The 22,715-nt window shown below is 45.6% G+C and carries 17 protein-coding genes; 12 read left to right on the top strand and 5 right to left on the bottom strand.

The features are described 5' to 3' along the window. Positions 1-2 precede the first annotated feature (2 nt). From prpB to F7Y48_RS00050, 8 genes are all read left to right on the top strand, one after another. Positions 3-899, top strand: coding sequence for a methylisocitrate lyase (gene prpB / locus F7Y48_RS00085; RefSeq protein WP_316679316.1), 897 nt, complete (start codon positions 3-5; stop codon positions 897-899). Between the two features lie 130 nt (positions 900-1,029). Then, entirely contained in the window at positions 1,030-2,172 is a 1,143-nt protein-coding gene (gene prpC, locus F7Y48_RS00080; protein WP_012841784.1) for a 2-methylcitrate synthase, read from the top strand. 156 nt (positions 2,173-2,328) lie between these two features. Next, positions 2,329-4,920, top strand: coding sequence for a Fe/S-dependent 2-methylisocitrate dehydratase AcnD (acnD, locus tag F7Y48_RS00075; protein ID WP_316679312.1), 2,592 nt, complete (start codon positions 2,329-2,331; stop codon positions 4,918-4,920). A gap of 9 nt (positions 4,921-4,929) precedes the next feature. Then, the gene (gene prpF / locus F7Y48_RS00070) at positions 4,930-6,126 is read left to right on the top strand and encodes a 2-methylaconitate cis-trans isomerase PrpF (protein WP_316679310.1); all 1,197 of its coding nucleotides are present in this window, start codon (positions 4,930-4,932) and stop codon (positions 6,124-6,126) included. A gap of 57 nt (positions 6,127-6,183) precedes the next feature. Continuing rightward, the gene (locus tag F7Y48_RS00065) at positions 6,184-8,061 is read left to right on the top strand and encodes a propionyl-CoA synthetase (protein ID WP_316679309.1); all 1,878 of its coding nucleotides are present in this window, start codon (positions 6,184-6,186) and stop codon (positions 8,059-8,061) included. 190 nt (positions 8,062-8,251) lie between these two features. Beyond that, positions 8,252-8,728: a GNAT family N-acetyltransferase gene (locus F7Y48_RS00060; RefSeq protein WP_012841786.1), complete on the top strand. Its 477-nt coding sequence runs from the start codon at positions 8,252-8,254 to the stop codon at positions 8,726-8,728. Between the two features lie 194 nt (positions 8,729-8,922). Continuing rightward, the gene (locus F7Y48_RS00055; protein ID WP_301658844.1) at positions 8,923-10,254 is read left to right on the top strand and encodes a trypsin-like serine protease; all 1,332 of its coding nucleotides are present in this window, start codon (positions 8,923-8,925) and stop codon (positions 10,252-10,254) included. Positions 10,255-10,642: 388 nt separating this feature from the next. Next, positions 10,643-12,088 (top strand): bifunctional NUDIX hydrolase/phosphatase PAP2 family protein, encoded by a 1,446-nt coding sequence (locus tag F7Y48_RS00050; RefSeq protein WP_006741551.1) that lies wholly within the window; start codon positions 10,643-10,645, stop codon positions 12,086-12,088. 162 nt (positions 12,089-12,250) lie between these two features. Here F7Y48_RS00050 and F7Y48_RS00045 read toward each other — a convergent pair whose 3' ends face one another. Next, entirely contained in the window at positions 12,251-13,060 is an 810-nt protein-coding gene (locus F7Y48_RS00045; RefSeq protein WP_316679301.1) for a Cof-type HAD-IIB family hydrolase, read from the bottom strand. A 216-nt stretch (positions 13,061-13,276) separates the two neighbouring features. Here F7Y48_RS00045 and queE point away from each other — a divergent pair, with 216 nt between their 5' ends. Both queE and queC read left to right on the top strand, forming a co-directional pair. Beyond that, positions 13,277-13,927, top strand: a complete 651-nt coding sequence (queE, locus tag F7Y48_RS00040) for a 7-carboxy-7-deazaguanine synthase QueE (RefSeq protein WP_181869439.1) — start codon at positions 13,277-13,279, stop codon at positions 13,925-13,927. A 14-nt stretch (positions 13,928-13,941) separates the two neighbouring features. Continuing rightward, on the top strand, positions 13,942-14,637 hold the full coding sequence (queC, locus tag F7Y48_RS00035) for a 7-cyano-7-deazaguanine synthase QueC (protein WP_104969424.1): 696 nt from the start codon (positions 13,942-13,944) through the stop codon (positions 14,635-14,637). Between the two features lie 12 nt (positions 14,638-14,649). Here queC and F7Y48_RS00030 read toward each other — a convergent pair whose 3' ends face one another. The 4 genes from F7Y48_RS00030 to F7Y48_RS00015 all read right to left on the bottom strand — a co-directional run bounded on the left by F7Y48_RS00030 (position 14,650) and on the right by F7Y48_RS00015 (position 19,259). After that, positions 14,650-16,623, bottom strand: a complete 1,974-nt coding sequence (locus F7Y48_RS00030; protein ID WP_316679296.1) for a tetratricopeptide repeat-containing diguanylate cyclase — start codon at positions 16,621-16,623, stop codon at positions 14,650-14,652. Between the two features lie 187 nt (positions 16,624-16,810). Further along, positions 16,811-17,164, bottom strand: coding sequence for a DUF2750 domain-containing protein (locus tag F7Y48_RS00025; protein WP_005395049.1), 354 nt, complete (start codon positions 17,162-17,164; stop codon positions 16,811-16,813). Between the two features lie 167 nt (positions 17,165-17,331). Next, positions 17,332-17,946, bottom strand: coding sequence for an OmpA family protein (locus tag F7Y48_RS00020; protein ID WP_065646447.1), 615 nt, complete (start codon positions 17,944-17,946; stop codon positions 17,332-17,334). A 2-nt stretch (positions 17,947-17,948) separates the two neighbouring features. After that, a complete protein-coding gene (locus tag F7Y48_RS00015; RefSeq protein ID WP_005395046.1) occupies positions 17,949-19,259 on the bottom strand; it encodes a TolC family outer membrane protein in 1,311 nt (436 codons plus the stop codon). 400 nt (positions 19,260-19,659) lie between these two features. Here F7Y48_RS00015 and F7Y48_RS00010 point away from each other — a divergent pair, with 400 nt between their 5' ends. Beyond that, on the top strand, positions 19,660-20,373 hold the full coding sequence (locus F7Y48_RS00010; RefSeq protein ID WP_316679281.1) for a cadherin-like domain-containing protein: 714 nt from the start codon (positions 19,660-19,662) through the stop codon (positions 20,371-20,373). Further along, positions 20,339-22,715: tandem-95 repeat protein (locus tag F7Y48_RS00005; protein ID WP_316679279.1), on the top strand; the 2,377-nt coding region annotated here is incomplete at its 3' end. The genes F7Y48_RS00010 and F7Y48_RS00005, both read left to right, overlap by 35 nt.

Genomic DNA, 22,715 nt, shown 5'->3' with positions numbered 1-22,715 from the left:
TCATGAGCTTAACACCGGGAGCGAAGTTCAGACTCGCTATTGAACAAAACAATCCGCTGCAAATTGTTGGCACCATTAACCCTTACTGCGCCATGATGGCGAAAAATTTGGGGCATCAAGCGATTTATTTGTCTGGCGGCGGTATTGCAAACGCGTCATACGGATTGCCGGATCTCGGTATTACAACATTGAACGACGTACTGGTCGATGTTGACCGCATCACTAACGCGTGTGGTTTACCGCTATTGGTTGATATCGACACTGGTTTTGGAGGCGCATTTAATATTGCTCGCACGATCAAAGCAATGGAAAAGGCGGGGGCTGCTGCGGTTCATATGGAAGACCAAGTCGCACAGAAACGTTGTGGGCATCGTCCGAACAAAGCAATTGTGAGCCAGCAAGAGATGGTTGATCGCGTAAAAGCCGCGGTTGACGCACGAAATGATGAAAGCTTTGTGATTATGGCTCGTACTGACGCGCTAGCTGTTGAAGGTATGGACAGTGCAATTGAGCGTGCGATTGCGTGTGTGGAAGCTGGCGCAGACATGATCTTCCCAGAAGCAATGACCAAGCTGGATCAGTACCTTCAGTTCTCAAACGCACTTGAGCAAGCAACTGGAAAGCACGTTCCTATTCTGGCGAACATTACCGAGTTCGGCGCAACGCCACTATACGGCTGCGACGAGCTTGCAAAAGCGAAAGTCGATATGGTGCTTTACCCGTTAAGTGCGTTCCGAGCCATGAACAAAGCCGCTGAAACGGTTTATAAGCATTTGCTAGAAGTGGGCAATCAGGAAGCTTTGGTTGATTCAATGCAAACACGCAAAGAGTTGTATCAGCACCTGAACTACCACGATTACGAAGACAAACTTGACCAGCTATTCTCTGAAGGAAAATAGCGGGAAAAGAAAAGATAGACGGAAGCCCAAGAAAAGATAATCGGAATTTATCTAATTCAATAACGTGAAATTCGTCTGGCTAAAAAACGCTCCAAAGAGGGCAAAGCCAGACAGAAAAGGAGTTCAAACAATGTCTCAAACTGCAGAAAAGAAAGCAGAGTTAGGTGGTGCAGGCCTACGCGGTCAAAGCGCCGGAAGCACAGCTTTATGTACTGTCGGAAAAACGGGGACCGGTCTGACTTATCGCGGTTACGATATTACTGACCTTGCCAATAATGCTCAATTTGAAGAAGTTGCACATCTTCTGTTACGCGGTCACTTACCAACTCAGAAAGAACTGGATGCGTACAAGACACATCTCTTAAACCTTCGCGGCTTACCAACTGAGCTTAAGCAAGCGTTAGAGCTTATTCCTGCTACTGCTCATCCAATGGATGTGATGCGCACTGGTTGTTCTGTGTTAGGAAACCTAGAGCAAGAAATGAGCTTTGATGAGCAATTGCATTCGACGGAACGTATGCTGGCGCTTTTCCCAGCTATCATCTGCTACTGGTATCGTTTTAGTCACGATGGCGTTCGTATCGATACAGAAGATCAAACCGAAGACTGCATCGGCGGTTACTTCTTGCGATTGCTTACAGATAAAGAGCCATCAGCGCTACACAAGCAAGTGATGCACTGTTCCTTAATCCTTTACGCTGAGCATGAATTCAACGCATCAACTTTTGCAGCGCGTGTTTGTGCATCAACGTTGTCAGACATTCATTCTTGTATCACGGCAGCAATCGGTACGCTTCGCGGGCCACTTCATGGCGGCGCAAACGAAGCAGCGATGGAAATGATTGAAGATTGGCAAACGCCAGACGAGGCGGAAGCGAACATCATGAAAATGCTGGCCAACAAAGACAAGATCATGGGCTTTGGTCATGCCATCTATCGCGAAAGTGATCCTCGCAACGCGTTGATTAAGCGCTGGTCGAAAGAGTTGTCACAGCAAGTCGGTGATACACATCTATATGCTGTTTCTGAGCGTGTGGAATCAGTGATGAAGCGAGAGAAAGGTCTGTTCTGTAATGCGGACTTCTTCCATGCATCGGCTTACCACTTCATGGACATTCCAACCAAGCTGTTCACACCAATTTTTGTGATGAGTCGTTTAACGGGTTGGGCTGCACACGTTTATGAGCAACGTGCTAATAACCGCATCATTCGCCCAAGTGCTGATTACACGGGCCCAGATCATCAAGAATGGGTACCTATCGAGAATCGCTAGCGCGAAGGTCAATCAGGGCACATATGCTTTGATTGACCACCTCCTTCCTTTGTACCTCTCTCTGACAGAGGAAGGAGCCCCTCTCATCACGATGTTTCTGGAGCAATGGAAAAACGTTGATGAAGGCAAGATGTACAGACTGAATGGAAGCAAACCATGAACACAAATATTAATACCCAATATCGTAAGCCGCTTCCGGGAACTCAACTGGATTACTTTGATGCACGCGAAGCCGTCAATGCCATTTCTCCTGGAGCCTATGAAAAACTCCCTTATACCTCCCGCGTGCTAGCTGAGCAACTGGTCCGTCGCTGTGAACCGAACACATTGACGGATAGCCTGAAGCAGTTAATTGAACGTAAACGTGATCTTGATTTTCCTTGGTATCCAGCACGCGTTGTTTGTCATGACATTCTTGGTCAGACCGCTCTAGTTGATTTAGCGGGTCTGCGCGATGCCATTTCAGATCAGGGCGGCGATCCTGCAAAAGTGAACCCTGTGGTTGAGACTCAGCTGATCGTCGACCACTCTTTAGCGGTTGAGCATGCAGGCTTTGAAGCTGATGCTTTCGATAAAAACCGCGCGATTGAAGAACGTCGTAATGAAGACCGATTCCACTTTATCGAGTGGTGTAAAACAGCGTTTGAGAACGTAAGCGTGATTCCTGCGGGTAACGGCATTATGCACCAAATCAACTTGGAGAAAATGTCTCCTGTGGTGCAAGCGAAACAGGGTATTGCCTACCCAGATACCTGTGTGGGTACGGACAGTCACACGCCTCATGTTGATGCATTGGGCGTTATCGCGATCGGTGTTGGTGGTCTGGAAGCTGAAACCGTAATGCTAGGCCGACCATCAATGATGCGTTTACCTGATATTGTCGGTGTAAAACTAACGGGTAAACGTCAACCGGGTATTACCGCAACGGATATCGTTCTGGCAATTACCGAGTTCTTGCGTAATGAGCGTGTTGTTTCTTCATATCTTGAATTCTTTGGTGAAGGTGCTCGCGACCTAACAATTGGTGACCGTGCAACCATCTCTAATATGACACCAGAATACGGTGCAACCGCGGGTATGTTTTATATTGATGAGCAGACCATCAACTACCTAAAACTGACTGGTCGTGACGAACAGCAAGTTGACTTAGTTGAGAAGTACGCAAAGCAAACCGGACTTTGGGCAGACGATCTAGATACTGCCGTTTATGAGCGTGTACTGGAATTCGATTTATCATCAGTAAGTCGTAACATGGCCGGCCCGTCAAACCCTCACCGCCGTTTACCAACATCGGAGTTGGCGCAGCGTGGCATTTCTGGTGCGTGGGAAGAGAAAGAAGGTGAGTTGCCAGATGGCGCAGTGATCATCGCTGCTATCACATCGTGTACTAATACTAGTAACCCAAGAAACGTCGTCGCTGCTGGCCTTGTCGCGAAGAAAGCCAATGAGCTCGGCCTTGTACGTAAACCTTGGGTGAAATCGTCTTTTGCTCCGGGCTCTAAAGTTGCACGCCTGTACTTGGAAGAAGCGGGCTTATTACCAGAGCTTGAGAAGCTTGGCTTTGGCATTGTTGGTTACGCATGTACAACTTGTAATGGTATGAGTGGCGCGTTGGATCCAAAAATCCAACAAGAGATCATCGACCGCGATTTATACGCGACAGCGGTTCTGTCCGGTAACCGCAACTTCGATGGCCGAATCCATCCATACGCGAAACAAGCCTTTTTAGCATCACCACCATTGGTTGTCGCTTATGCGCTAGCGGGTACGATTCGTTTCGATATCGAACGCGATGCTTTGGGTACTGACCAAAACGGTAAACCAATTTACTTAAATGATTTGTGGCCTAGCGACGAAGAGATCGATGCTGTGGTCGGCAAACACGTTAAGCCAGAGCAGTTTAACCAAGTTTACATCCAGATGTTTAAGCTCGATGACGCAGAGAAAAGCTCTAGTCCGCTTTACGACTGGCGTCCGATGAGTACCTACATTCGCCGTCCACCTTACTGGGAAGGTGCGCTGGCGGGTGAAAGAACACTGTCTGGCATGCGTCCATTAGCGATTCTGGGCGACAACATCACGACTGACCACCTGTCACCATCGAACGCGATCATGGCGAGCAGTGCTGCGGGTGAATACCTTGCCAAAATGGGCGTTCCGGAAGAGGACTTCAACTCTTATGCGACTCACCGTGGCGATCACTTAACGGCGCAACGTGCGACCTTTGCTAACCCGAAACTATTTAACGAAATGGTGAAAGAGAACGGTGAAGTGGTTCAGGGTTCTCTGGCGCGAATCGAACCAGAAGGCCAGGTTGTACGCATGTGGGAAGCGATTGAAACCTACATGAATCGTAAACAGCCACTGATCGTGGTGGCTGGTGCTGATTATGGTCAGGGTTCATCTCGTGACTGGGCAGCAAAAGGTGTTCGTTTGGCAGGCGTAGAAGCCATTGTTGCTGAAGGCTTTGAGCGTATTCACCGTACTAACTTGGTTGGCATGGGTGTACTACCACTGCAATTTAAGCCAGGTGTAAACCGCAATACGCTAGAACTGGATGGTACTGAACTGTATGACGTGGTTGGTGAAATCAAGCCGGGTGCAGATTTAGCCTTAGTTATTACACGTAGCAACGGTGAGAAAGTCGACGTTCCTGTTACGTGTCGCCTAGATACCGCTGACGAAGTTCATGTGTACAACGCGGGCGGTGTTCTGCAGCGTTTTGCGCAAGATTTCTTGGCGCAATAAGGAGTGGCTATGGAAAGCAAAACTCCGAATCAAATGAGCCAAATCAAAGTGCCGGCGACGTACATGCGTGGCGGTACAAGTAAAGGTGTCTTTTTCAACCTAGAGGATTTGCCTCAAGAAGCGCAAGTGGCTGGAGCCGCGCGTGACAAGCTGTTGTTACGTGTTATCGGCAGCCCGGATCCTTACGCGAAGCAAATTGATGGCATGGGTGGTGCGACCTCCAGCACCAGTAAAACAGTGATTGTTTCTCGCAGTAGCCGAGCAGATCACGATGTTGACTACTTGTTTGGACAAGTGTCGATCGACAAACCATTCGTCGATTGGAGTGGTAACTGCGGCAACTTGTCTGCGGCAGTTGGTCCCTTCGCCATTCATGCTGGGCTGATTCCACAAGATCGCATTCCAGAAAATGGCATTGTGACGGTGCGTGTTTGGCAGGTGAACATCAGCAAAACCATCTTGATTCACGTTCCAATTGTTAATGGTTTCGTCCAAGAAACCGGCGAGTTTGAGCTCGATGGCGTGACGTTTCCGGCCGCCGAGATTCAAGTCGATTTCGTTGACCCTTCTGATGGCGAAGGCAGCATGTTCCCAACAGGCAACTTAGTCGATGATTTAGTGGTACCGGACGTAGGTACGTTTAACGCCACATTTATAAATGCGGGCATTCCAACCATTTTTATTGATGCTGAATCGATTGGTTATCAGGGCACTGAGCTACAAGACGATATCAACAACGATGATGCCGCATTGGCGATGTTCGAATCTATCCGTGCGCATGGCGCATTAAAAATGGGCCTGATTTCTGATTTAGAAGAAGCTCAAACACGCCAGCACACACCGAAAATTGCGTTTGTTTCTAAACCGAAAAGTTACCTGTCTTCAAGTGGCAAAGCGGTAAATGAGTCGGACATAGACGTGTTGGTTCGTGCGTTGTCGATGGGCAAACTTCACCATGCAATGATGGGAACAGCAGCCGTTGCTATCGCTTCAGCGGCGTGTGTGCCGGGTACGTTGGTTAACTTGGCGGCTGGTGGCGGTGAAAAAGAGTCAGTGACTTTTGGCCACCCCTCAGGAACGTTAAAAGTTGGAGCACAAGCGAAGCAAGCTGAACAGGGCTGGGTGGTACAAAAAGCCATCATGAGCCGAAGTGCGAGAATACTAATGGAGGGATTTGTGCGTGTACCCTCTGATGTCTTTGAGTGAAAAGAACGGTCTTTGAATAGAACGAGAGCAATGTCAGGACATACTGGAGGAAGCAATATGTCTTCATACGAAAAAGAATATTTATGGGCGAAAAACGAACCGGAGAGTTTTTGGCGCGCTCAAGCGGAGAATATCGATTGGTTCGAATCTCCTAAAACTATCTTGAAATCTGATGAAAACGGCATAGAACGTTGGTTTCCAGATGGTGTAATGAATACGTGCTGGTTAGCATTGGATTACCATTGCGAGCAAGGACGCGGTGATAATACGGCACTCATTTATGACTCGCCAGTAACCGGCAATAAAACAACGTATACCTATAGTGACCTGCGTGACCAAGTGGCAAAAATTGCCGGTATGCTGTCTGCCCAAGGCGTTGAAAAAGGCGATCGAGTCGTTATTTACATGCCGATGATTCCAGAAGCCGCAATGGCGATGCTAGCCTGCGCGCGTTTGGGGGCGATTCACTCCGTTGTATTCGGTGGTTTTGCACCTAATGAGCTTGCTGTACGAATTGAAGATGCAGAGCCGAAAGTCATCATGACGGCGTCGTGTGGGATTGAGATCAACAAAGTTATTCCATATAAGCCAATGGTAGACAAGGCCATTATGGACAGCCGATGGAAGCCTGAAAAAGTATTTATATTCCAGCGTCCTGAGTGCGAAGCCGATCTAAACCAAGAAAGAGATCTGGATTGGCAACAAGAGTACAACCAAGCGTTGCCACACGGTTGTGTTCCGGTGTTAGCAACCGCTCCACTCTACATTCTTTATACTTCGGGTACGACAGGTAAGCCAAAAGGCGTTGTGCGTGACAACGGTGGCCATGCCGTCGCGATGAAGTACTCCATGAGCGCAATCTACAACATTCCTCAAGATGGCGTATTTTGGGCGGCATCTGATGTTGGCTGGGTAGTAGGGCACTCTTACATTGTTTACGCTCCACTGATTCACGGTTGCACAACAATCCTATTCGAAGGTAAGCCCGTCCGAACACCGGACCCTGGCGCATTCTGGCGAGTGTGTGACGAATACAAAGTAGATGCGTTGTTCTCTGCCCCGACAGCGTTCCGTGCGATCAAGAAAGAAGACCCAGAAGGTGAGTTTTTAAAACAGTATGATCTCTCTAAATTGAAAACCATCTTTATGGCAGGAGAACGCCTTGACCCTCCAACACTGGAATGGGTTCAGAGCAAAGCAGACAAACCCGTTATTGACCACTGGTGGCAAACGGAAACGGGTTGGGCTATCGCGGGCAACCCAACAGGTGTTGAAATGATGCCAGTTAAAGCGGGTTCTTCGACGAAGCCAATTCCGGGCTATCAGGTCGAGATTCTGAATGAACTTGGAGAGTCGGTCGGGCCTAACCAACAAGGCTTTGTCGCATTAAAACGTCCGCTGCCACCGAGTTGTCTGCCAACGGTTTGGCGTAACCATGACCGTTTTGAAACCGGTTACCTCAGCCAATTCCCTGGCTACTATGTGTCAGGTGATGGGGGCTATCTGGATGAAGACGGTTACCTGTTCATTATGGGACGTATTGATGACGTGATTAATGTCGCGGGGCATCGTTTATCGACAGGCGAAATGGAAGAAATTGTCGGTGGCCACCCAGCGATTGCGGAATGTGCAGTCGTGGGTATCCACGATGAGTTAAAAGGGCAGTTACCACTTGGTTTTGTTGTGCTTAAAGATGGTGTCAAAGTGGACGAGCTTGATCTTGAAGGTGAGCTTGTTGGCAAGGTACGTAGTGAGATCGGTGCGGTTGCCTGCTTTAAGCATGCATTGGTTGTAGATCGCTTACCGAAAACACGTTCGGGTAAAATTCTGCGCCGAACCATACGTCAAATAGCCGATGGTGAAAAATACACCGTTCCGTCAACGATTGATGACCCAAGTAGCTTGAACGAAATTGAACGAGTGTTAAGACGTTAATTAAAACTCAATTCTAACTAACCCCTGATCCTCGAACTCTGTAGGTTGGTTCTGCCTCTGTACGCTTATTAAGTGCAGGGGCTTTTTTGTTTGTAGATAGCGTAAACGTCTCGTGCAGGCAATTTTGTGACTTGCCAATACGGCATTTTCCTCACAAACTACAGCCATTCAATTTTTAGTGACCCTTTGTATGACCACGTTTGTAATTAAATCTGCGTGTTTTAGCGACCTTGAGTCGCTCAACGACCTTATGTTTGAGCTGCATGATGAGCATCATCTTCAATCTCCTGAGCTGTTCAAAACTGCAGAGGAGATAGAGCAAGAAAAAAGTATTGCTCGATACATTGATGATCCTGAATGTCTTGTTTATGTAGCAAAACAAGGAGATGAAATTATTGGTTTTATCTCTGGTCATTTCTGTGAACTTGTTTCTACCGTCAGTCAGCCGGTTATGATGGGAAGTGTGGATGAGCTCTATGTGTTACCTGAGTTTCGGAAACAAGGCACAGCTCAGGCATTGATTAACAAAATTGAGTCAACGTTCTCTGATTACGGTGCAAAACAGATGTTTGTTGAAGTATGGCACTTTAACCAAGGTGCAGTCTCTTTGTATGAAAAACAAGGGTTTGCACACCATATTCACTATCTAAGAAAGCCGTTGAGCTAATGGCCATGCTTAATTTTAATATTGTGATACACATTCTAGCGAATTGAAATCATTCAGTTCGTCAATAGACTTTTCTCTATAAGTTGCTCGCAATGTTAGTAAATTAATATGCGCCCACATTGGTATTGGCGTTTTTGTCTGCTTGTTTATTAGTAGCACGAGGATCGTGCTTACAAAAACAAGAGGACAATATTTTGAAACTAACAAAATCGTTACTTGCGTTGGCTGTTTTGCCAATGTTCGCAAGTGCTGATGATTTGTCACAGACACAAAATCACACTATACAACCCCAGATCGTAGGCGGCATCACTGCTGATCCTAGTGAGTGGAGATTCTACACCCAAATTGTGGGCCGTTATGGTAACCGATCATATTGTGGTGCCAGTTATATTGGAAATGGCTACGTCCTGACTGCGGCCCACTGTGTCGAGGGTGATTCACCGAATCAGATTGCGGTTAAAATTGGTGGCGTCGTTTACAATGGCACTGACGGTGTTCGAGCTAACGTGAGTGAAATCCACATGCACCCGGCATATCGCCGAGCAACGCTTTCTCACGATCTCGCAGTCTTAAAGTTAGACTCTGTACCTCAAGGTGTTGCCGCGGTTGAAATTGCCGATGGCAGTCTAACGCAATACGCCAGTATCGGAGATTGGCTTACAGTCGCAGGTTTAGGGAGAACCTCTGAAGGAGGAAGCTCCCCATCTCGATTGCAAGAGGTTGACGTTCCGCTCGTGTCGGACACGACTTGTCGTCAAGCCGGTGGCAATTACACAACCGTTGGAGAAGTGTCATTCTGTGCGGGAATTCCTCAAGGTGGGATAGATTCCTGTCAGGGAGATAGCGGTGGCCCAATCGTTATTAATCGTGGTGGCGTAATTACTCAACTTGGTGTGGTCAGTTGGGGGATAGGTTGTGCTCGTCCGGGTATGTATGGTGTTTATAGCGATATCGCCGCCATGCGTAATTTTGTTAATGGTGTCATTGGCACGACTACACCTCCTAAAGAGAATGTTTCTGTTGGGTATACCACCGAACAGACATTGGCATCATTTAATGTTGGCGAGTTGCAGCAACATAGTTTTGTTATCAAAAATTCAGGTAACACGACGTTCACTGTAGAAAACGTTCGCGCGTTTGCTTCTGGCGTTGCTGATGCTGCCGTTATTGCAAATGATCAGTGTTCTCAGGCGACGTTAGCAATGAATGCAAGTTGTCGTGTCGATGTCGAATTTGGAGCAGCTCAGGCGGGAGAAGCAAGAGTTGCTTTGAACTTCAACGTTGATAAGACCAGTACACAATATCAGGCGCTAGTGTCGGCTCAAGCCAAAACAGTGACAACGCCTCCAACAGATAACTGCACAGCAGAATGGCAAGCGAGTACGGTGTATCTCAAAGGGGATAACGTTACTTGGAATGGCAAAGTGTGGCAGGCGCAGTGGTGGACTCAAGGCGATAACCCAGCAGACTCTGGACCTTGGGGTGTTTGGCAAGAAGTTCGCGACGCACATTGCAAGTCTAACTAACCATCAAGCATTCAAAAGCTGATTCGTTGGTGACTTGAGGTAGAATTCATTCTTGGTTTCAACGAACAGCGCATAATTATCATAAGCAGGGTTTATTGTTTTCGAATAATAAGCCCTTTTTTATTGTTCCAACTTTGAGAACCCATAAAATGTGTATGACTTTATCCTGACGCTACCTTCATATAACTGGCAGAATTGCGATCAACATTTCATGTTTTGTCTGATTTTTGTCAGGTTTGCATTAAATTACTCTCCAATGAGCTTCAAGATCATGCTTTATTCGATCAACGTTGTTTGGCATAACTCGTTACTTAATTTTTATCGAAAAAGATAAGATTAACTGCCATTATTCATTGGTTATCATAATGTTTACTTAAGGTCATATTTTGTGTTGAGACAGCTGTTATTACTCATCCTTTGTTTTATTTTGTTACCTGTTTCACCAATCTCTACGGCTAAAGCTGCCGCGAGCGAAGTTAAAGGGGCACTCTGCGTTGTTCGTGCTGACGACAAGTTAGTGCTAGTTCATGAAATATTGACGGATAAGATTTCTCTACCTGGTGGGACAATTATTGATGGAGAATCCCCCAAAGTTGCTGCGCAAAGAGAAACGTGGGAAGAAACGGGTTTAGTGGTCACGGTTGGGGAGGAACTTGGCAGAACAGACACCGCGGTTTATTACGATTGCATATCAGATTCTGAGATTATTGCTTTTTCGATGAACAATTCCTTAGGTGGGAATGAGTTACCTATTTGGTTTGCTCCTCACTACGGGGTAGAAATCGCATCTGCAATGTTACTTGGACCATCCGAGCTGCCATCATTTTTGTACCGCTATCCCGCTCAATGGCCACAAGCCATTCAGTTTTTTGAACAAGCTACTCAGCAGTCCGCATCTTATGTGACTCAGCTGATCGAATCCGCGCCTTCATTTCGTCAGATTGAATTGAGGTGGATGAAAGACTTACAAAGTTGGGTAGGGGCTTTATCCGAAACGAGTTTCGAGGTAGCGAATCAGATCTCAAATCTTGTTATAGAACTGACAGAACCTACGATACTGCTTTTTCTATTTCCGTTAGTAATGATGCGTTTTGGCAGTCGATTTGTATTCCGACTCTTTTTCGCTATTAGCGCGACGTCCCTGATGGTACTTGTAGCTCAACAGGGCTTTGCGCTTCCTCGCCCGCATGTCTATATACCAATGATGGAGTTAACACACAGCTTTGGATTTAGTTTTCCAAGTTTGCCTATTGCCGTTTGGTTTTGTGTTTTAACCTTTTTATTTCAGAGAACACATTATTTCGGTTTGAATGGTACGACCGCTGTTATGATGCTCATCACGCTTACTATTATGTTATGTAAGTTTTTCCTTGGTAGCGCCTTTTTCTTAGATATGTTGTTTGGTGCGCTGTTAGGAAGCTTGGTAGCCTGGCATGTTCTGCGATTGGAAACAAATCAAGACGTGAATGTTGATCAAGTGCTGAGCTCAAAAGGCGTCTGGTTCATTATGACTGCGGTAACGGCGGTCATCTCTGTTATCTGGCCATTACCTGTGTTTGGCCGCTGGTTAGCTATTTTAATTACGGCATCAGCGTTGGTTATGACGTTTAGAGAGTCAAAAGTGCATTTGGATTCTCGTCAGATGATTTTTGTAACGCTTGCGTTGGTATTCGTTGAGCAACTTTATTTATACTCAAGCTCTGTTGTCTCGTTTAGTGGTTTGTGGTCATTGGTATTGTCGACGTTGCATTATCCATTGTTGATGTTGCTGTTTATCTTGCTTGCAAGAAAGCTGATTCATGAAAAACAACAGAGAGAAACAGTGCTAGATTGATGGTTGTATGCTTTCTTTCTCAGGCATACGAGTAAAAAGAAAGCCTTGCTTTACAGCAAGGCTTTTTTGTACGTTGAGTAGCTCAACAATGTGGCTTTGCGTATATCTGACGCCATGGCTGAGTTAAAGGTAATAACGTTGACGCAATAGCGGCGGAGAGAATTAAGCGTTAAGGACGAATTTTTCAATCGCTTTAGCGACACCGTGTTCATCATTACTTACCGTAATGCAATCAGCGATTTGTTTGGTCTCTTCCATCGCATTTCCCATCGCGATACCAAGGCCAGCGTACTTCAGCATGTGGTGGTCATTTTCAGCATCACCCATACAGATCACTTCTTCCGGTTGAATACCTAGATACTCAGCAATTGCAGCAACACCAATACCTTTGTTGCTCGCTGGGTTAAGAAATTCCAGGAAGAACGGAGCGCTTTGAACCACCGTAAACTCTTCACGCATTTCAGACGGAAGCGCTGCGATGACCTCAGTTAACTTACTTGGCTCGGCAACCATCATTGCTTTGATGATTGGATGATCATCTTCTAGCGATTCAAAATTAATCTCTGTTACATTTAAGCCATTAATGTTGGCTTCGATGTCAGTGTATGGGTTTTTCTCATTGGTGATCAAGCCATGTGCTTGGCTGAATGCGTGCACATAAGCGCCTAATTCTTTCGCTTTGCGAGCGACTAATTTTGCTGCCTTACCATCAATGATTTGCTGGTGGATGATTTCATTTGTTCCTACGTTCTTAACCATAGAGCCATTGTAGAAAAGGACAAAATCTTTATCGGAATGGATATTCAGTTCGTCGAGCTTGCCTTGCATTCCTTCTAATGGGCGACCAGAAGCGAGAACGACAGTAACGCCTGCTTCTCGAGCCTTTGCGATCGCTTGTTTGTTTTCTTCAGAGATTGCTTTATCACTATTGAGCAGTGTGCCATCCATATCTAATGCGATCAGTTTATACATCATTTCTTACCTTAAAGTTTTTGGGAACTGTAAGTGAATAAGGTTTGGTATAACGCGAACCAGAAACCTACGCTCACCGCGACTATGAAACTACAAAATGGTCTATTTTAACAATTAATTTTTGGTTTAAATTGACCTAGACACGTGTGTCCATTAAGGTCTTCGCCTCGAAGTATTATGAGTTGAGTGAGTTCTACGTTGTATAAGCTAAATGAGATGTTTGAAACCATCCAAGGGGAAGGGGTTTTCACTGGAGTACCTGCTGTTTTTGTTCGCCTTCAAGAGTGTCCGGTTGGTTGCTCATGGTGCGATACCAAACAAACGTGGTATGCAGATGAGAATGACCAACGTCAAATTGGTGATATTTTGGTGAAGACGGAAGATTCTCCGACATGGTGCGTCGCATCTGCCGAGAACATCGTAGAGCAATATCAACTGCAAGGCTTTAATGCTAAACATATCGTGATTACTGGTGGGGAGCCTTGTATTTATGACCTCCGCCCTTTAACAAAAGCGTTTGAGGATATGGGTTGCCAATGCCAAATTGAAACGAGTGGCACATCAGAAGTCATCACGTCAGAAAATACATGGGTGACCGTGTCACCAAAAGTGGCGATGAAGGGTAAACTGCCAGTTCTCAATAGCGCGTTAGAGCGTGCGAATGAGATTAAGCACCCAGTTGGTACGCAAAAAGATATCGACCACCTTGATGAGCTATTGGCAAGTGCGAATGTCGCGGTTGAGACTGTCATTGCATTGCAGCCTATTAGCCAAAAGCCTCGTGCAACGCAATTGTGTATTGAAACGTGCATTGCTCGCAATTGGCGCTTGTCTGTTCAAACTCATAAATATCTAAGTATTGCTTAAGAGCGGAGAGAGAAATGAAAAAAGCCGTTGTTGTTTTTAGTGGTGGTCAGGATTCCACGACTTGTCTGGTTCAAGCACTTAAAGAGTTTGATGAAGTTCATGCCATTACTTTTGATTATGGTCAGCGCCACAAGTTAGAGATAGAAGTGGCACAAAAGATCGCAAAGGATCTTGGCGTCAAAGCGCATAAAGTGATGGATGTTGGCCTTTTAAACGAACTTGCGATTAGCTCTCTCACGCGTGATGACATCCCTGTCTCACACGAATTGCAAGAAAACGGCCTACCAAACTCTTTTGTGCCTGGCCGGAACATCCTATTTTTAACGCTCGCAGGAATCTACGCCTACCAAATTGGGGCTGAAACCGTAATTACTGGCGTGTGTGAAACTGACTTTAGTGGTTATCCAGATTGTCGTGACGATTTTGTGAAAGCAATGAACACGGCTTTGGTGCAAGGGATGGACCGTAACCTGACGATCAAAACACCGTTAATGTGGCTAAATAAAGCAGAAACGTGGGCGTTAGCTGATCAATATGACGCGTTGCAACTGGTTCGTGAAAATACGTTGACCTGCTACAACGGGGTCATTGGTGATGGTTGCGGTGATTGCCCATCGTGCGATTTGCGCAAGGCTGGCTTAGATGATTACCTAAACAATAAAGAGACCGTAATGCAGTCTCTTGTGAACAAGCAGGCTGCTGACGTTTAGTCGTGCCTTGCTTTACTGGCTAACATAGTCAGAACCTAGGCTAATTGGCTCATCGTATGCGTCTATAATGATGTTTTTTCCCTGCTTTTTAGCCTGGTATAAAGCTTGGTCTAGTATCGAATAAAGTTCATCAAAGTTGGTAAGCGGCATTGATGTTGATAGATAGGCCAAGCTAGCGGTTACACTCAGATCACTATTATTTACCGTGCGTACGCGCTTCTCTGAAATCGTTTTGTGTAGGCTTTGTACGCGGAAAGGAACGTCAATTTCATCGACGTTTTTCAATAGTAAGATAAACTCTTCTCCACCCAAACGGCCGATATACTCTCCCTTATTGAGCTTAGCTTTAAGCACTTGGCAAACTTGCTGTAACACCAAGTCGCCAGTCGGATGACCGTATTGATCATTTATCGTCTTAAAGTCATCAAGGTCGATTAATGCTAAAACATAGCGGAAGTCTTCGTCTGCTTTGGAGGTTTGACCTTTGATGGTCTCTATAATTGCCGCTCTATTCAACGCACATGTTAGACTATCTATTTTGGCTTTTTGTCGTGTTTGTCGCTGAAGTATCAATGCCAGAATGAGCAAGACCAACAAACAGGAAACCACAAAATTATAAGTGCGCTTTTGATCGGTAAGCTTCTCAAATTGATTCTGATTTAAGCTTTTTTCATTATTCAACCGAGCGACTTGAAGATCATATTCGTACTCTTTCTTTGTGAGGTCTAATGCCTCTAATGCTTTAATATTGCTAGCGTCTCGGTTGGCCAATTCAATGGTTGAATAGGCTTCGTGGTGCTCTAATGCCAGTTTATAATCACCTTGGGCTTGGTATGCTTCGGAAAGGAGTAATTGAGCTTGTGCCTGTAATAATGGTCTAGAGTTATTGATCGCTAGTGTTAACGCGACTTTGCCATGTGCAATCGATTTTTCAGTAGCATGGTTTTTCAAATACGCGAACCCAGCAGCTAAATGCCCTTCCGTTTCGAGGTGCGTATTTTCATACGTCTCAGCAATGTCTAAAGCTTTTCTAATGTAATCTACTGCGGTATCCAGTTGCCCACTTTCGGCTAAAACCGCAGACAGCCCTAAGTAGCTTAACCCTTGACCATATGGGTAGTGGAGCTGGTTGAGTATTGTTAATGCATTTTGATAATGATTGATGGCTTTATCGAATTCTTTGGATTTCTTATACATTGCCCCAAGGCTATGTTCGACCTGGGCGACTTTGAGTGGTGTCCCTTCATCTTGACGAGCGAGTAGGGCTTGGATGAGATATTGTTCTGATTGTTCAAACTGCCCAAGCTCTGCTAGCAAATTTCCGACGTCATTGTAAATGCCAGAAGGATCGCTTTGAGCAGACATGTTGGCCAGCAGCTTTCGATAAAGGCTCAGCGCTTTTTCATAGTCACCACGATAGTTATAGTTATTCGCTACCACACGTAACGCGAGATCAATAGGGAAGTTTTCTTGGTGTTGTTGACTTAGATGGCTTTCTAACGACGAGCAATAAAAGTTTGCTTTGTGATAACGACCTTGTTGATTCAACGTATAACAGAGCTGATAGTTCATCAAAGCTTTGCCTTCAGAATCTGAAGTCTGCTTCATTTTTTGTCGCAATGAAGAAAAGCTATTTACTGAGGCGTCATAACTACCATGCTTACGTTCATTTAAGGCAAGAATGTACTCTGACTCTAACTGAGCAAAGTTATTGTTGAGAACTTGGCTGCTTCCATAGTACGGCTGTTTTATGTTCGACATGTATTCATAAATCAGCCCGCTGACGTAGAGTTTTTCGCTGTGCGATTTCGCGGTGTGGTATCGATCTTGAAGCATGCTTAATGCTGAGTCAGGATTACTTCTCAATGTGGTTTGATAAACGGCGTGCCACTGCGTGATATTTTGTTCTGGCTCAATATCTTGAGTGTCACTAGCATATACCGGGGCGAGTAAGAGTGACGCAAGCAAAGGATAGAGCGTGCGCATATTTAAACGTGCCTTATGTTCTTTTGTTGCTTTGGAATTGGAGAATCATAACGCTATTAATTGATCAGCGTTGTGATTGAGTTGGGTGTACGAAGAAAAAGAATAGGAAAACTATGCACTTGGTCGACATATCAAAAAAAGAGCATAAAAAGAAAGACCCCAACATAAAGTTGAGGTCTAGAAGTCGTTATGCAATGTAAAGCTTAGCTAGATCTTGAGGCTCCATTTCTTTGCCTTCTAGCTGATCGTTCCAGTTAGTACCAACAAGAACACCATCTTCTGCAAGAGTTAAAAGCCAATCTTCAACAAAGATATCTAGTGGGATTTCTAGTACAGTGAAGTCAGCCCATTCTTCAACATTGTGCGCTTCTGCATCTTCTTTAGAAGACCAGAAAGGCATGACTTCACTGTTTTCGAATTCAGTTGAATCGCAAGATAGCCAACCTTCTTCATTGCGTAAACCCCAAACCAGTTGGTTTTCTTTTGTTTCTGCAACAAAAAGGTCAAGGTTTGCTTGGATATCTGATGTAAGTTTGCTCATTTCAAAACTCTCGTTGTTATGACGCCGCTAGGGTAACACTAAAGTGCCGATTCCTAAAGCATAATACGGTTATTGCAATGAGTAAAAATAAAGGAGCCGAAGCTCCTTTTCTTATGTCGTTCTAGGTTTATTAATGCTAGTTTGAACAAACATTAATACAGATATTTTTACCTTTCAGGGAGGGTAGTGAATATTGTCCACTCTTTTTTAATCTCGCCTTTATAACCAACGACAGAAGCAGTTACTCGGCGGTTTAAAGCGTGGCTGACTTCATCGGTACCTTGTTGCGCTAGGTGAGTATCACCAAAGCCAACAATACGAACTCTGCTCGGTTCGATGTTGTAGCTCAATAGCGCCTCACGGACATTGCGTGCTCGTCTCTCTGATAGATCTTGGTTGTGCTGAGAGCCACCAACTTTACTCGCGTAGCCGTGCAGTTCGATAGACGTAGTAGGGTATTCTTTTAAAAAATCGGACAGTTCACGTACTTGTCTTCTGAACACGGGATTGATTTCATCAGAATCATTGGCAAAAAGTATTCTCACTTGCATGTTATCTGATGCTTTAATGTATTCGCCGCAACCGTCATTGTCGACTTCTGAGCCTTCCGGTGTTCCAGGGCACATATCTCGAGCGTTAATGACGCCATCGTTATCTTCATCTTGAAGGTCAGCGATTTGCTCTGCACTTGGTACAGGTCGATAGTCATACTCGTCTTCAGCAACAACCTGTTGAGTAACGGCGAGAAGACTTAATACAAATAGAATTTTCATTGGTTTCATGATCAGTACTCCACCTTTTCATTCCATTCCGTAGGCACATCGACTCGCAAGGCATTTAACAATTGGCCGGTCGCATTCATTACACGGTATTTCGCGTATTGCTCTGAATATCGAGCATCCAAGTAGTTTTTTCTCGCTTCAAATAACTCGTTCTCAGTATTTAACAAATCCAGAAGGGTTCGTTTACCGATGCGATACTGTTTCTCGTAGGCGATAACAGTTTCAGATGCCGAATCTACGTGATCCGCCAGAAACTCTTTTTGCTGAAGCGTTAAATCTAGCGCGCTCCATGATAGACGAAGCCCTTCTTCAACGCTGCGGTATGCGCGTTCTCGTAGATCTTTGGCTTTGTTTAGTTGATAGGCAAAGTTTTCAGCATTGGCGACATCACTACCACCATTAAAGAGGTTGTAACGCATACGCAGCATCGCTGTCGTTTCATCACTGCTTCCTTCGATACCGCTTGCATCATCACGCCACGTTTGAGCCGCTTCTACAGATATCGTTGGATAGTAAGTTCCCTTAGATTGCTTATATTGGAACTTCGCTGAGTCTACATCTGCCATCGAAATTTTGATTACTGGATGCGATTCAAATGCCAAGTCAATTGCTTCATCTATGGTGTAGGGAATAAAGTTCTGGTCCGCTCGCGGAAAAATCAATCCTTGTGGGGACTGTCCGACAAGGCGTGTAAACGTGGTGTGGCTGTCATATAAGTTGTTCTGAGCCGCCACCAAGTTACCGTGAGCTTTTGCTAAACGAGCTTCTACTTGAGTTAGGTCAGCAGTAGACCCAAGTCCTGAGTTAACTCGCTTTTTAATATCTTCGTAGATCTTCTTATGAACCTTCAAGTTGTTTTCTGAAAGTGTAAGAATTTCATAAGCTTTTACTGAATCTAAGTAAACCTTTGCCACTTCGAGTGCCGTGTCTTGAGCGTCAGCGAGCAGTTGATAACGAACTGATTCTGCGTCAGCTGCTGTTCGATCCATATCGTTAAGTGTCGCAGAACCGTCCCATATCAACTGGGTTAGTGTCACGGTGGCTTCTTTTCTTGTCAGATCCGTTGAATCTCGCCCTGCTTCTGCTGGGTTAATGCCTTCATAACCGATACCGGCGTCTAAATCTACGGATGGGAGGTAAGCACCGCCAGATGCTTCATTCACATACTGCTTGCTAACGAATTCATTGAACGCACTTTTGATGTCAGGATTGGTTTTTAATGTGTTTTCAACCGCTTGCTCTAGTGTTTGCCCAAAAGCATGACTAGCTGCGAACACACCAATGCAAAAGGCGTTGGCACGAGTCCACTTCACTGTGATTCTCCTAGATAATAATAAAATTTCTCGAGGTGAGAGGGCTTATAAGTGGGATACCTATAAGGGCGTCAATAATTTAGCGCACAATAACATTAATACACGATGAAGTAACCTGTTGATTCATTGTTCATTTGTTTCATTCTTGATAAATCAATTCATTTGGTGGGTCTAAATTTTGAATAAGGATCCCGATTTTAAAGTGAAATTGATGTTTAACAAGAGTTGAGTGGCTTTTATTAAAACAAGACAAATATGCGCATAGATTCCTATTGATGTATGACACATAATTACTTAATTGAGCATCAAATTGCTGTTATTGCACTATATAATCAGGCAATATATAGCAAATTAGTATTGTTAGTCAAAAACTTGACAGTTATTTAGGGTTAAGATTTATATGGATCGTACAGCGTTAGTGTCACTCGGTAATCAAGTCGTCGTAATAGGTTTAGATGGGGAGCTGAGAGTCCTAACAGAAGGACAACAGCCCCTAGCAGGTGAAGTGGTAGTGGCAACGACAGATGCTGCACCTCTAAATTTGAACATTCAACTAACTGAAGAGCAAGGCTCAAAAGATATTTCTGATGATGTGGCACGAATTATTGGTGCTATTGAGCAAGGTCAAGACCCTTCTATAGTTGATGAAGAACTCGCGCCAGCTGCGGGTGAAAACAGTGGTTCAAGTTTACAAAATAGTGCCACGATTGCACGGGATGGCACTGAAGTACTGGCCTCAACAAATTTTGAAACTATTGGCTTGGAATCCCTCGGTTTATCTGAAACACAAGCGTTGACCTTAAATGACTTTTTCGCAACAAATATAGAAACCAGTGGAGATGGCTCAAATAAACCACTTACTAATTCTCCAGTGACATTAAGCGCTATCGAAGAAGATAGCGATCCCATCACGATAACTACCGAAGAATTACTATCGAATGTCGATATTGACGATGCTGATACTCTTATCGTTACAAACGTCACTATTGAGAGTGGGAATGGTACTTTAATTGATAACAACGATGGATCTTGGACTTATATCCCAGAAGCTGATGATGATACTGAAGTGTCATTCTCCTATGACATCATTGATGACGATGGGGGGGGTTATTAATGGCACTGCTAATTTAGATATTAAGCCTGTTAATGACGCGCCAATAGCGACTAACGATGCGATTCAAACTGACGAAGATTCCCAGGTTGTCATTGATGTGCTCGCTAATGACAGTGATATTGAAGGTGACGATTTATCCATTACTTCTGCTTCTGTATCAGAAGAGCAAGGTATCGTTGAGATTGTCGATGGTAAGCTTGTTTTCACTCCGGCTGAAAACTTCAATGGTAATGCAACTATTAGCTACACTATCTCAGATGGTGAGCTAGAGGATGAAGCTCAAGTCTCGGTAACAGTAAACTCAGTTAACGATGCGCCTATTGCCCTTAATGACGCAACAATTACAGAGGAAGATACCTCAGTAACGATTGATGTGTTGCCAAACGACACTGACATCGATGGCGATGCGTTAAGCATCGAATCGGCGTCTGTGCCGAGTGACCAAGGTCAAGTCGAGATTATTGACGGTAAACTGGTGTTCACGCCAGCCGAGAACTTCAATGGCGACGCTGAGATCACTTACACCGTCACTGATGGTGCGCTGACTGACGAAGCGACGGTCAAAGTTACGGTGAATGCCGTGAACGATACGCCAGTGGTTGAGAGTAGCATTGCAGACCAAACCTTGGCGGAAGATTTCACGCCATACACGATCGATCTGAATGCGGCCTTCAGCGATGTGGATAATGCCGATGGCGAGTTAACGTTTAGCGTATCTGGCAACAGCAACATTCAAGTAGCGATAGTCAATGGTATTGCCACGATCACTCCAACTGCGGACTGGAACGGCTCAGAAACACTGACCTTTACCGCCACCGATCCAAGCGGCGAGAGTGTTAGTCAAACCGTGAACTTCACAGTTGCCCCTGTGGCGGATATTGAATCTGACCGCGCGACAGTCGTGGAAGACACACCAACTATCATCAAACTCTTAGGTAACGACACGTTCGAAGGCGACGATAAAGTGGTGTCGCTCGATACCAATAACGGCCCAGCCAACGGCACGGTCTCGGTCAACCCTGACGGCAGCGTAACCTACACGCCAAACGACAACTACCACGGTACAGACAGCTTCACCTACATCGTTACATCGGGCGGGGTATCGGAGTCCACCACAGTGAACGTCGATGTGACGCCAGTCAACGATGCGCCAGTGGCAAAAGATGACACCGCTACGACACAAGAAGACACCGCAGTGACGATTGATGTTCTGCCAAACGACACCGACACCGACATCGATGGCGATACGTTACGCATTGATTCGGCGTCTGTGCCGAGTGACCAAGGTCAAGTCGAGATTATTGACGGCAAGCTTGTATTTACTCCAACTGAGAACTTCAATGGCGACGCTGAGATCACTTACACCGTCACCGATGGTGCGCTGACTGACCAAGCGACGGTCACCGTCACCGTGAATGCCGTGAACGACACGCCTGTAGTTGAAAGCAACATCTCAGACCAAACCTTGGCGGAAGATTTTACGCCATATACGATCAATCTGAATACCGCCTTCAGCGATGTGGATAACGTTGATGGCGAGTTAACGTTTAGCGTCTCTGGCAATAGCAACATTCAAGTGGCGATCGTCAACGGCATTGCTACGTTCACTCCAACCGCAGACTGGAACGGCTCAGAAGCGTTGACCTTTACCGCCACCGATCCAAGCGGCGAAAGCGTTAGTCAAACGGTGAACTTCACGGTAGCCCCTGTGGCGGACATCGTGGCAGATAAAGCGACGGTTGTGGAAGATACGCCGACCATCATCAAGGTTTTAGGTAACGACACGTTTGAAGGCGACGACAAAGTGGTGTCGCTTGATACCAATAACGGCCCAGCCAACGGCACGGTCTCGGTCAACCCTGATGGCAGCGTGGCTTACACGCCAAACGACAACTACCACGGGGCAGACAGCTTCACGTACATCGTTACGTCCGGAGGTGTCAGTGAGTCCACCACGGTGAACGTCGATGTCACACCAGTCAATGACGCACCAGTGGCGACCAATGACAATGCCGTTACTAACGAAGACACGCCAGTGACGATTGATGCCCTGCCAAACGATACTGACATCGATGGTGATACGTTACGCATTGACTCGGCGTCTGTGCCGAGTGACCAAGGTACAGTTGAGATTGTTGACGGTAAGTTGGTGTTCACACCAGCCGAGAACTTCAATGGTGACGCCGAAATCACTTACACCGTTACGGATGGTTCGCTGACTGACCAAGCGACGGTCAACGTCACCGTGAATGCGGTGAACGACACGCCTGTGGTTGAAAGCAGTATCGCAGACCAAACCTTGGCGGAAGACTTTATGCCATACACCATCGATCTGAATACCG

It is taken from the genome of Vibrio sp. 2-1-2a (genome assembly GCF_032648565.1).
In the GTDB taxonomy this organism is placed as follows: Bacteria; Pseudomonadota; Gammaproteobacteria; order Enterobacterales; family Vibrionaceae; genus Vibrio; species Vibrio diabolicus.
This window is presented reverse-complemented; position numbering and strand designations above follow the sequence as displayed.

What these genes read in the sequence shown, in the direction of transcription:
- prpB (WP_316679316.1), top strand. Translation starts at nt 3, where the DNA reads ATGAGCTTAACACCGGGAGCGAAGTTCAGACTCGCTATTGAACAAAAC.
- prpC (WP_012841784.1), top strand. Translation starts at nt 1,030, where the DNA reads ATGTCTCAAACTGCAGAAAAGAAAGCAGAGTTAGGTGGTGCAGGCCTA.
- acnD (WP_316679312.1), top strand. Translation starts at nt 2,329, where the DNA reads ATGAACACAAATATTAATACCCAATATCGTAAGCCGCTTCCGGGAACT.
- prpF (WP_316679310.1), top strand. Translation starts at nt 4,930, where the DNA reads ATGGAAAGCAAAACTCCGAATCAAATGAGCCAAATCAAAGTGCCGGCG.
- F7Y48_RS00065 (WP_316679309.1), top strand. Translation starts at nt 6,184, where the DNA reads ATGTCTTCATACGAAAAAGAATATTTATGGGCGAAAAACGAACCGGAG.
- F7Y48_RS00060 (WP_012841786.1), top strand. Translation starts at nt 8,252, where the DNA reads ATGACCACGTTTGTAATTAAATCTGCGTGTTTTAGCGACCTTGAGTCG.
- F7Y48_RS00045 (WP_316679301.1), bottom strand. Translation starts at nt 13,060, where the DNA reads ATGTATAAACTGATCGCATTAGATATGGATGGCACACTGCTCAATAGT.
- queE (WP_181869439.1), top strand. Translation starts at nt 13,277, where the DNA reads ATGTTTGAAACCATCCAAGGGGAAGGGGTTTTCACTGGAGTACCTGCT.
- queC (WP_104969424.1), top strand. Translation starts at nt 13,942, where the DNA reads ATGAAAAAAGCCGTTGTTGTTTTTAGTGGTGGTCAGGATTCCACGACT.
- F7Y48_RS00030 (WP_316679296.1), bottom strand. Translation starts at nt 16,623, where the DNA reads ATGCGCACGCTCTATCCTTTGCTTGCGTCACTCTTACTCGCCCCGGTA.
- F7Y48_RS00025 (WP_005395049.1), bottom strand. Translation starts at nt 17,164, where the DNA reads ATGAGCAAACTTACATCAGATATCCAAGCAAACCTTGACCTTTTTGTT.
- F7Y48_RS00020 (WP_065646447.1), bottom strand. Translation starts at nt 17,946, where the DNA reads ATGAAACCAATGAAAATTCTATTTGTATTAAGTCTTCTCGCCGTTACT.
- F7Y48_RS00010 (WP_316679281.1), top strand. Translation starts at nt 19,660, where the DNA reads ATGGATCGTACAGCGTTAGTGTCACTCGGTAATCAAGTCGTCGTAATA.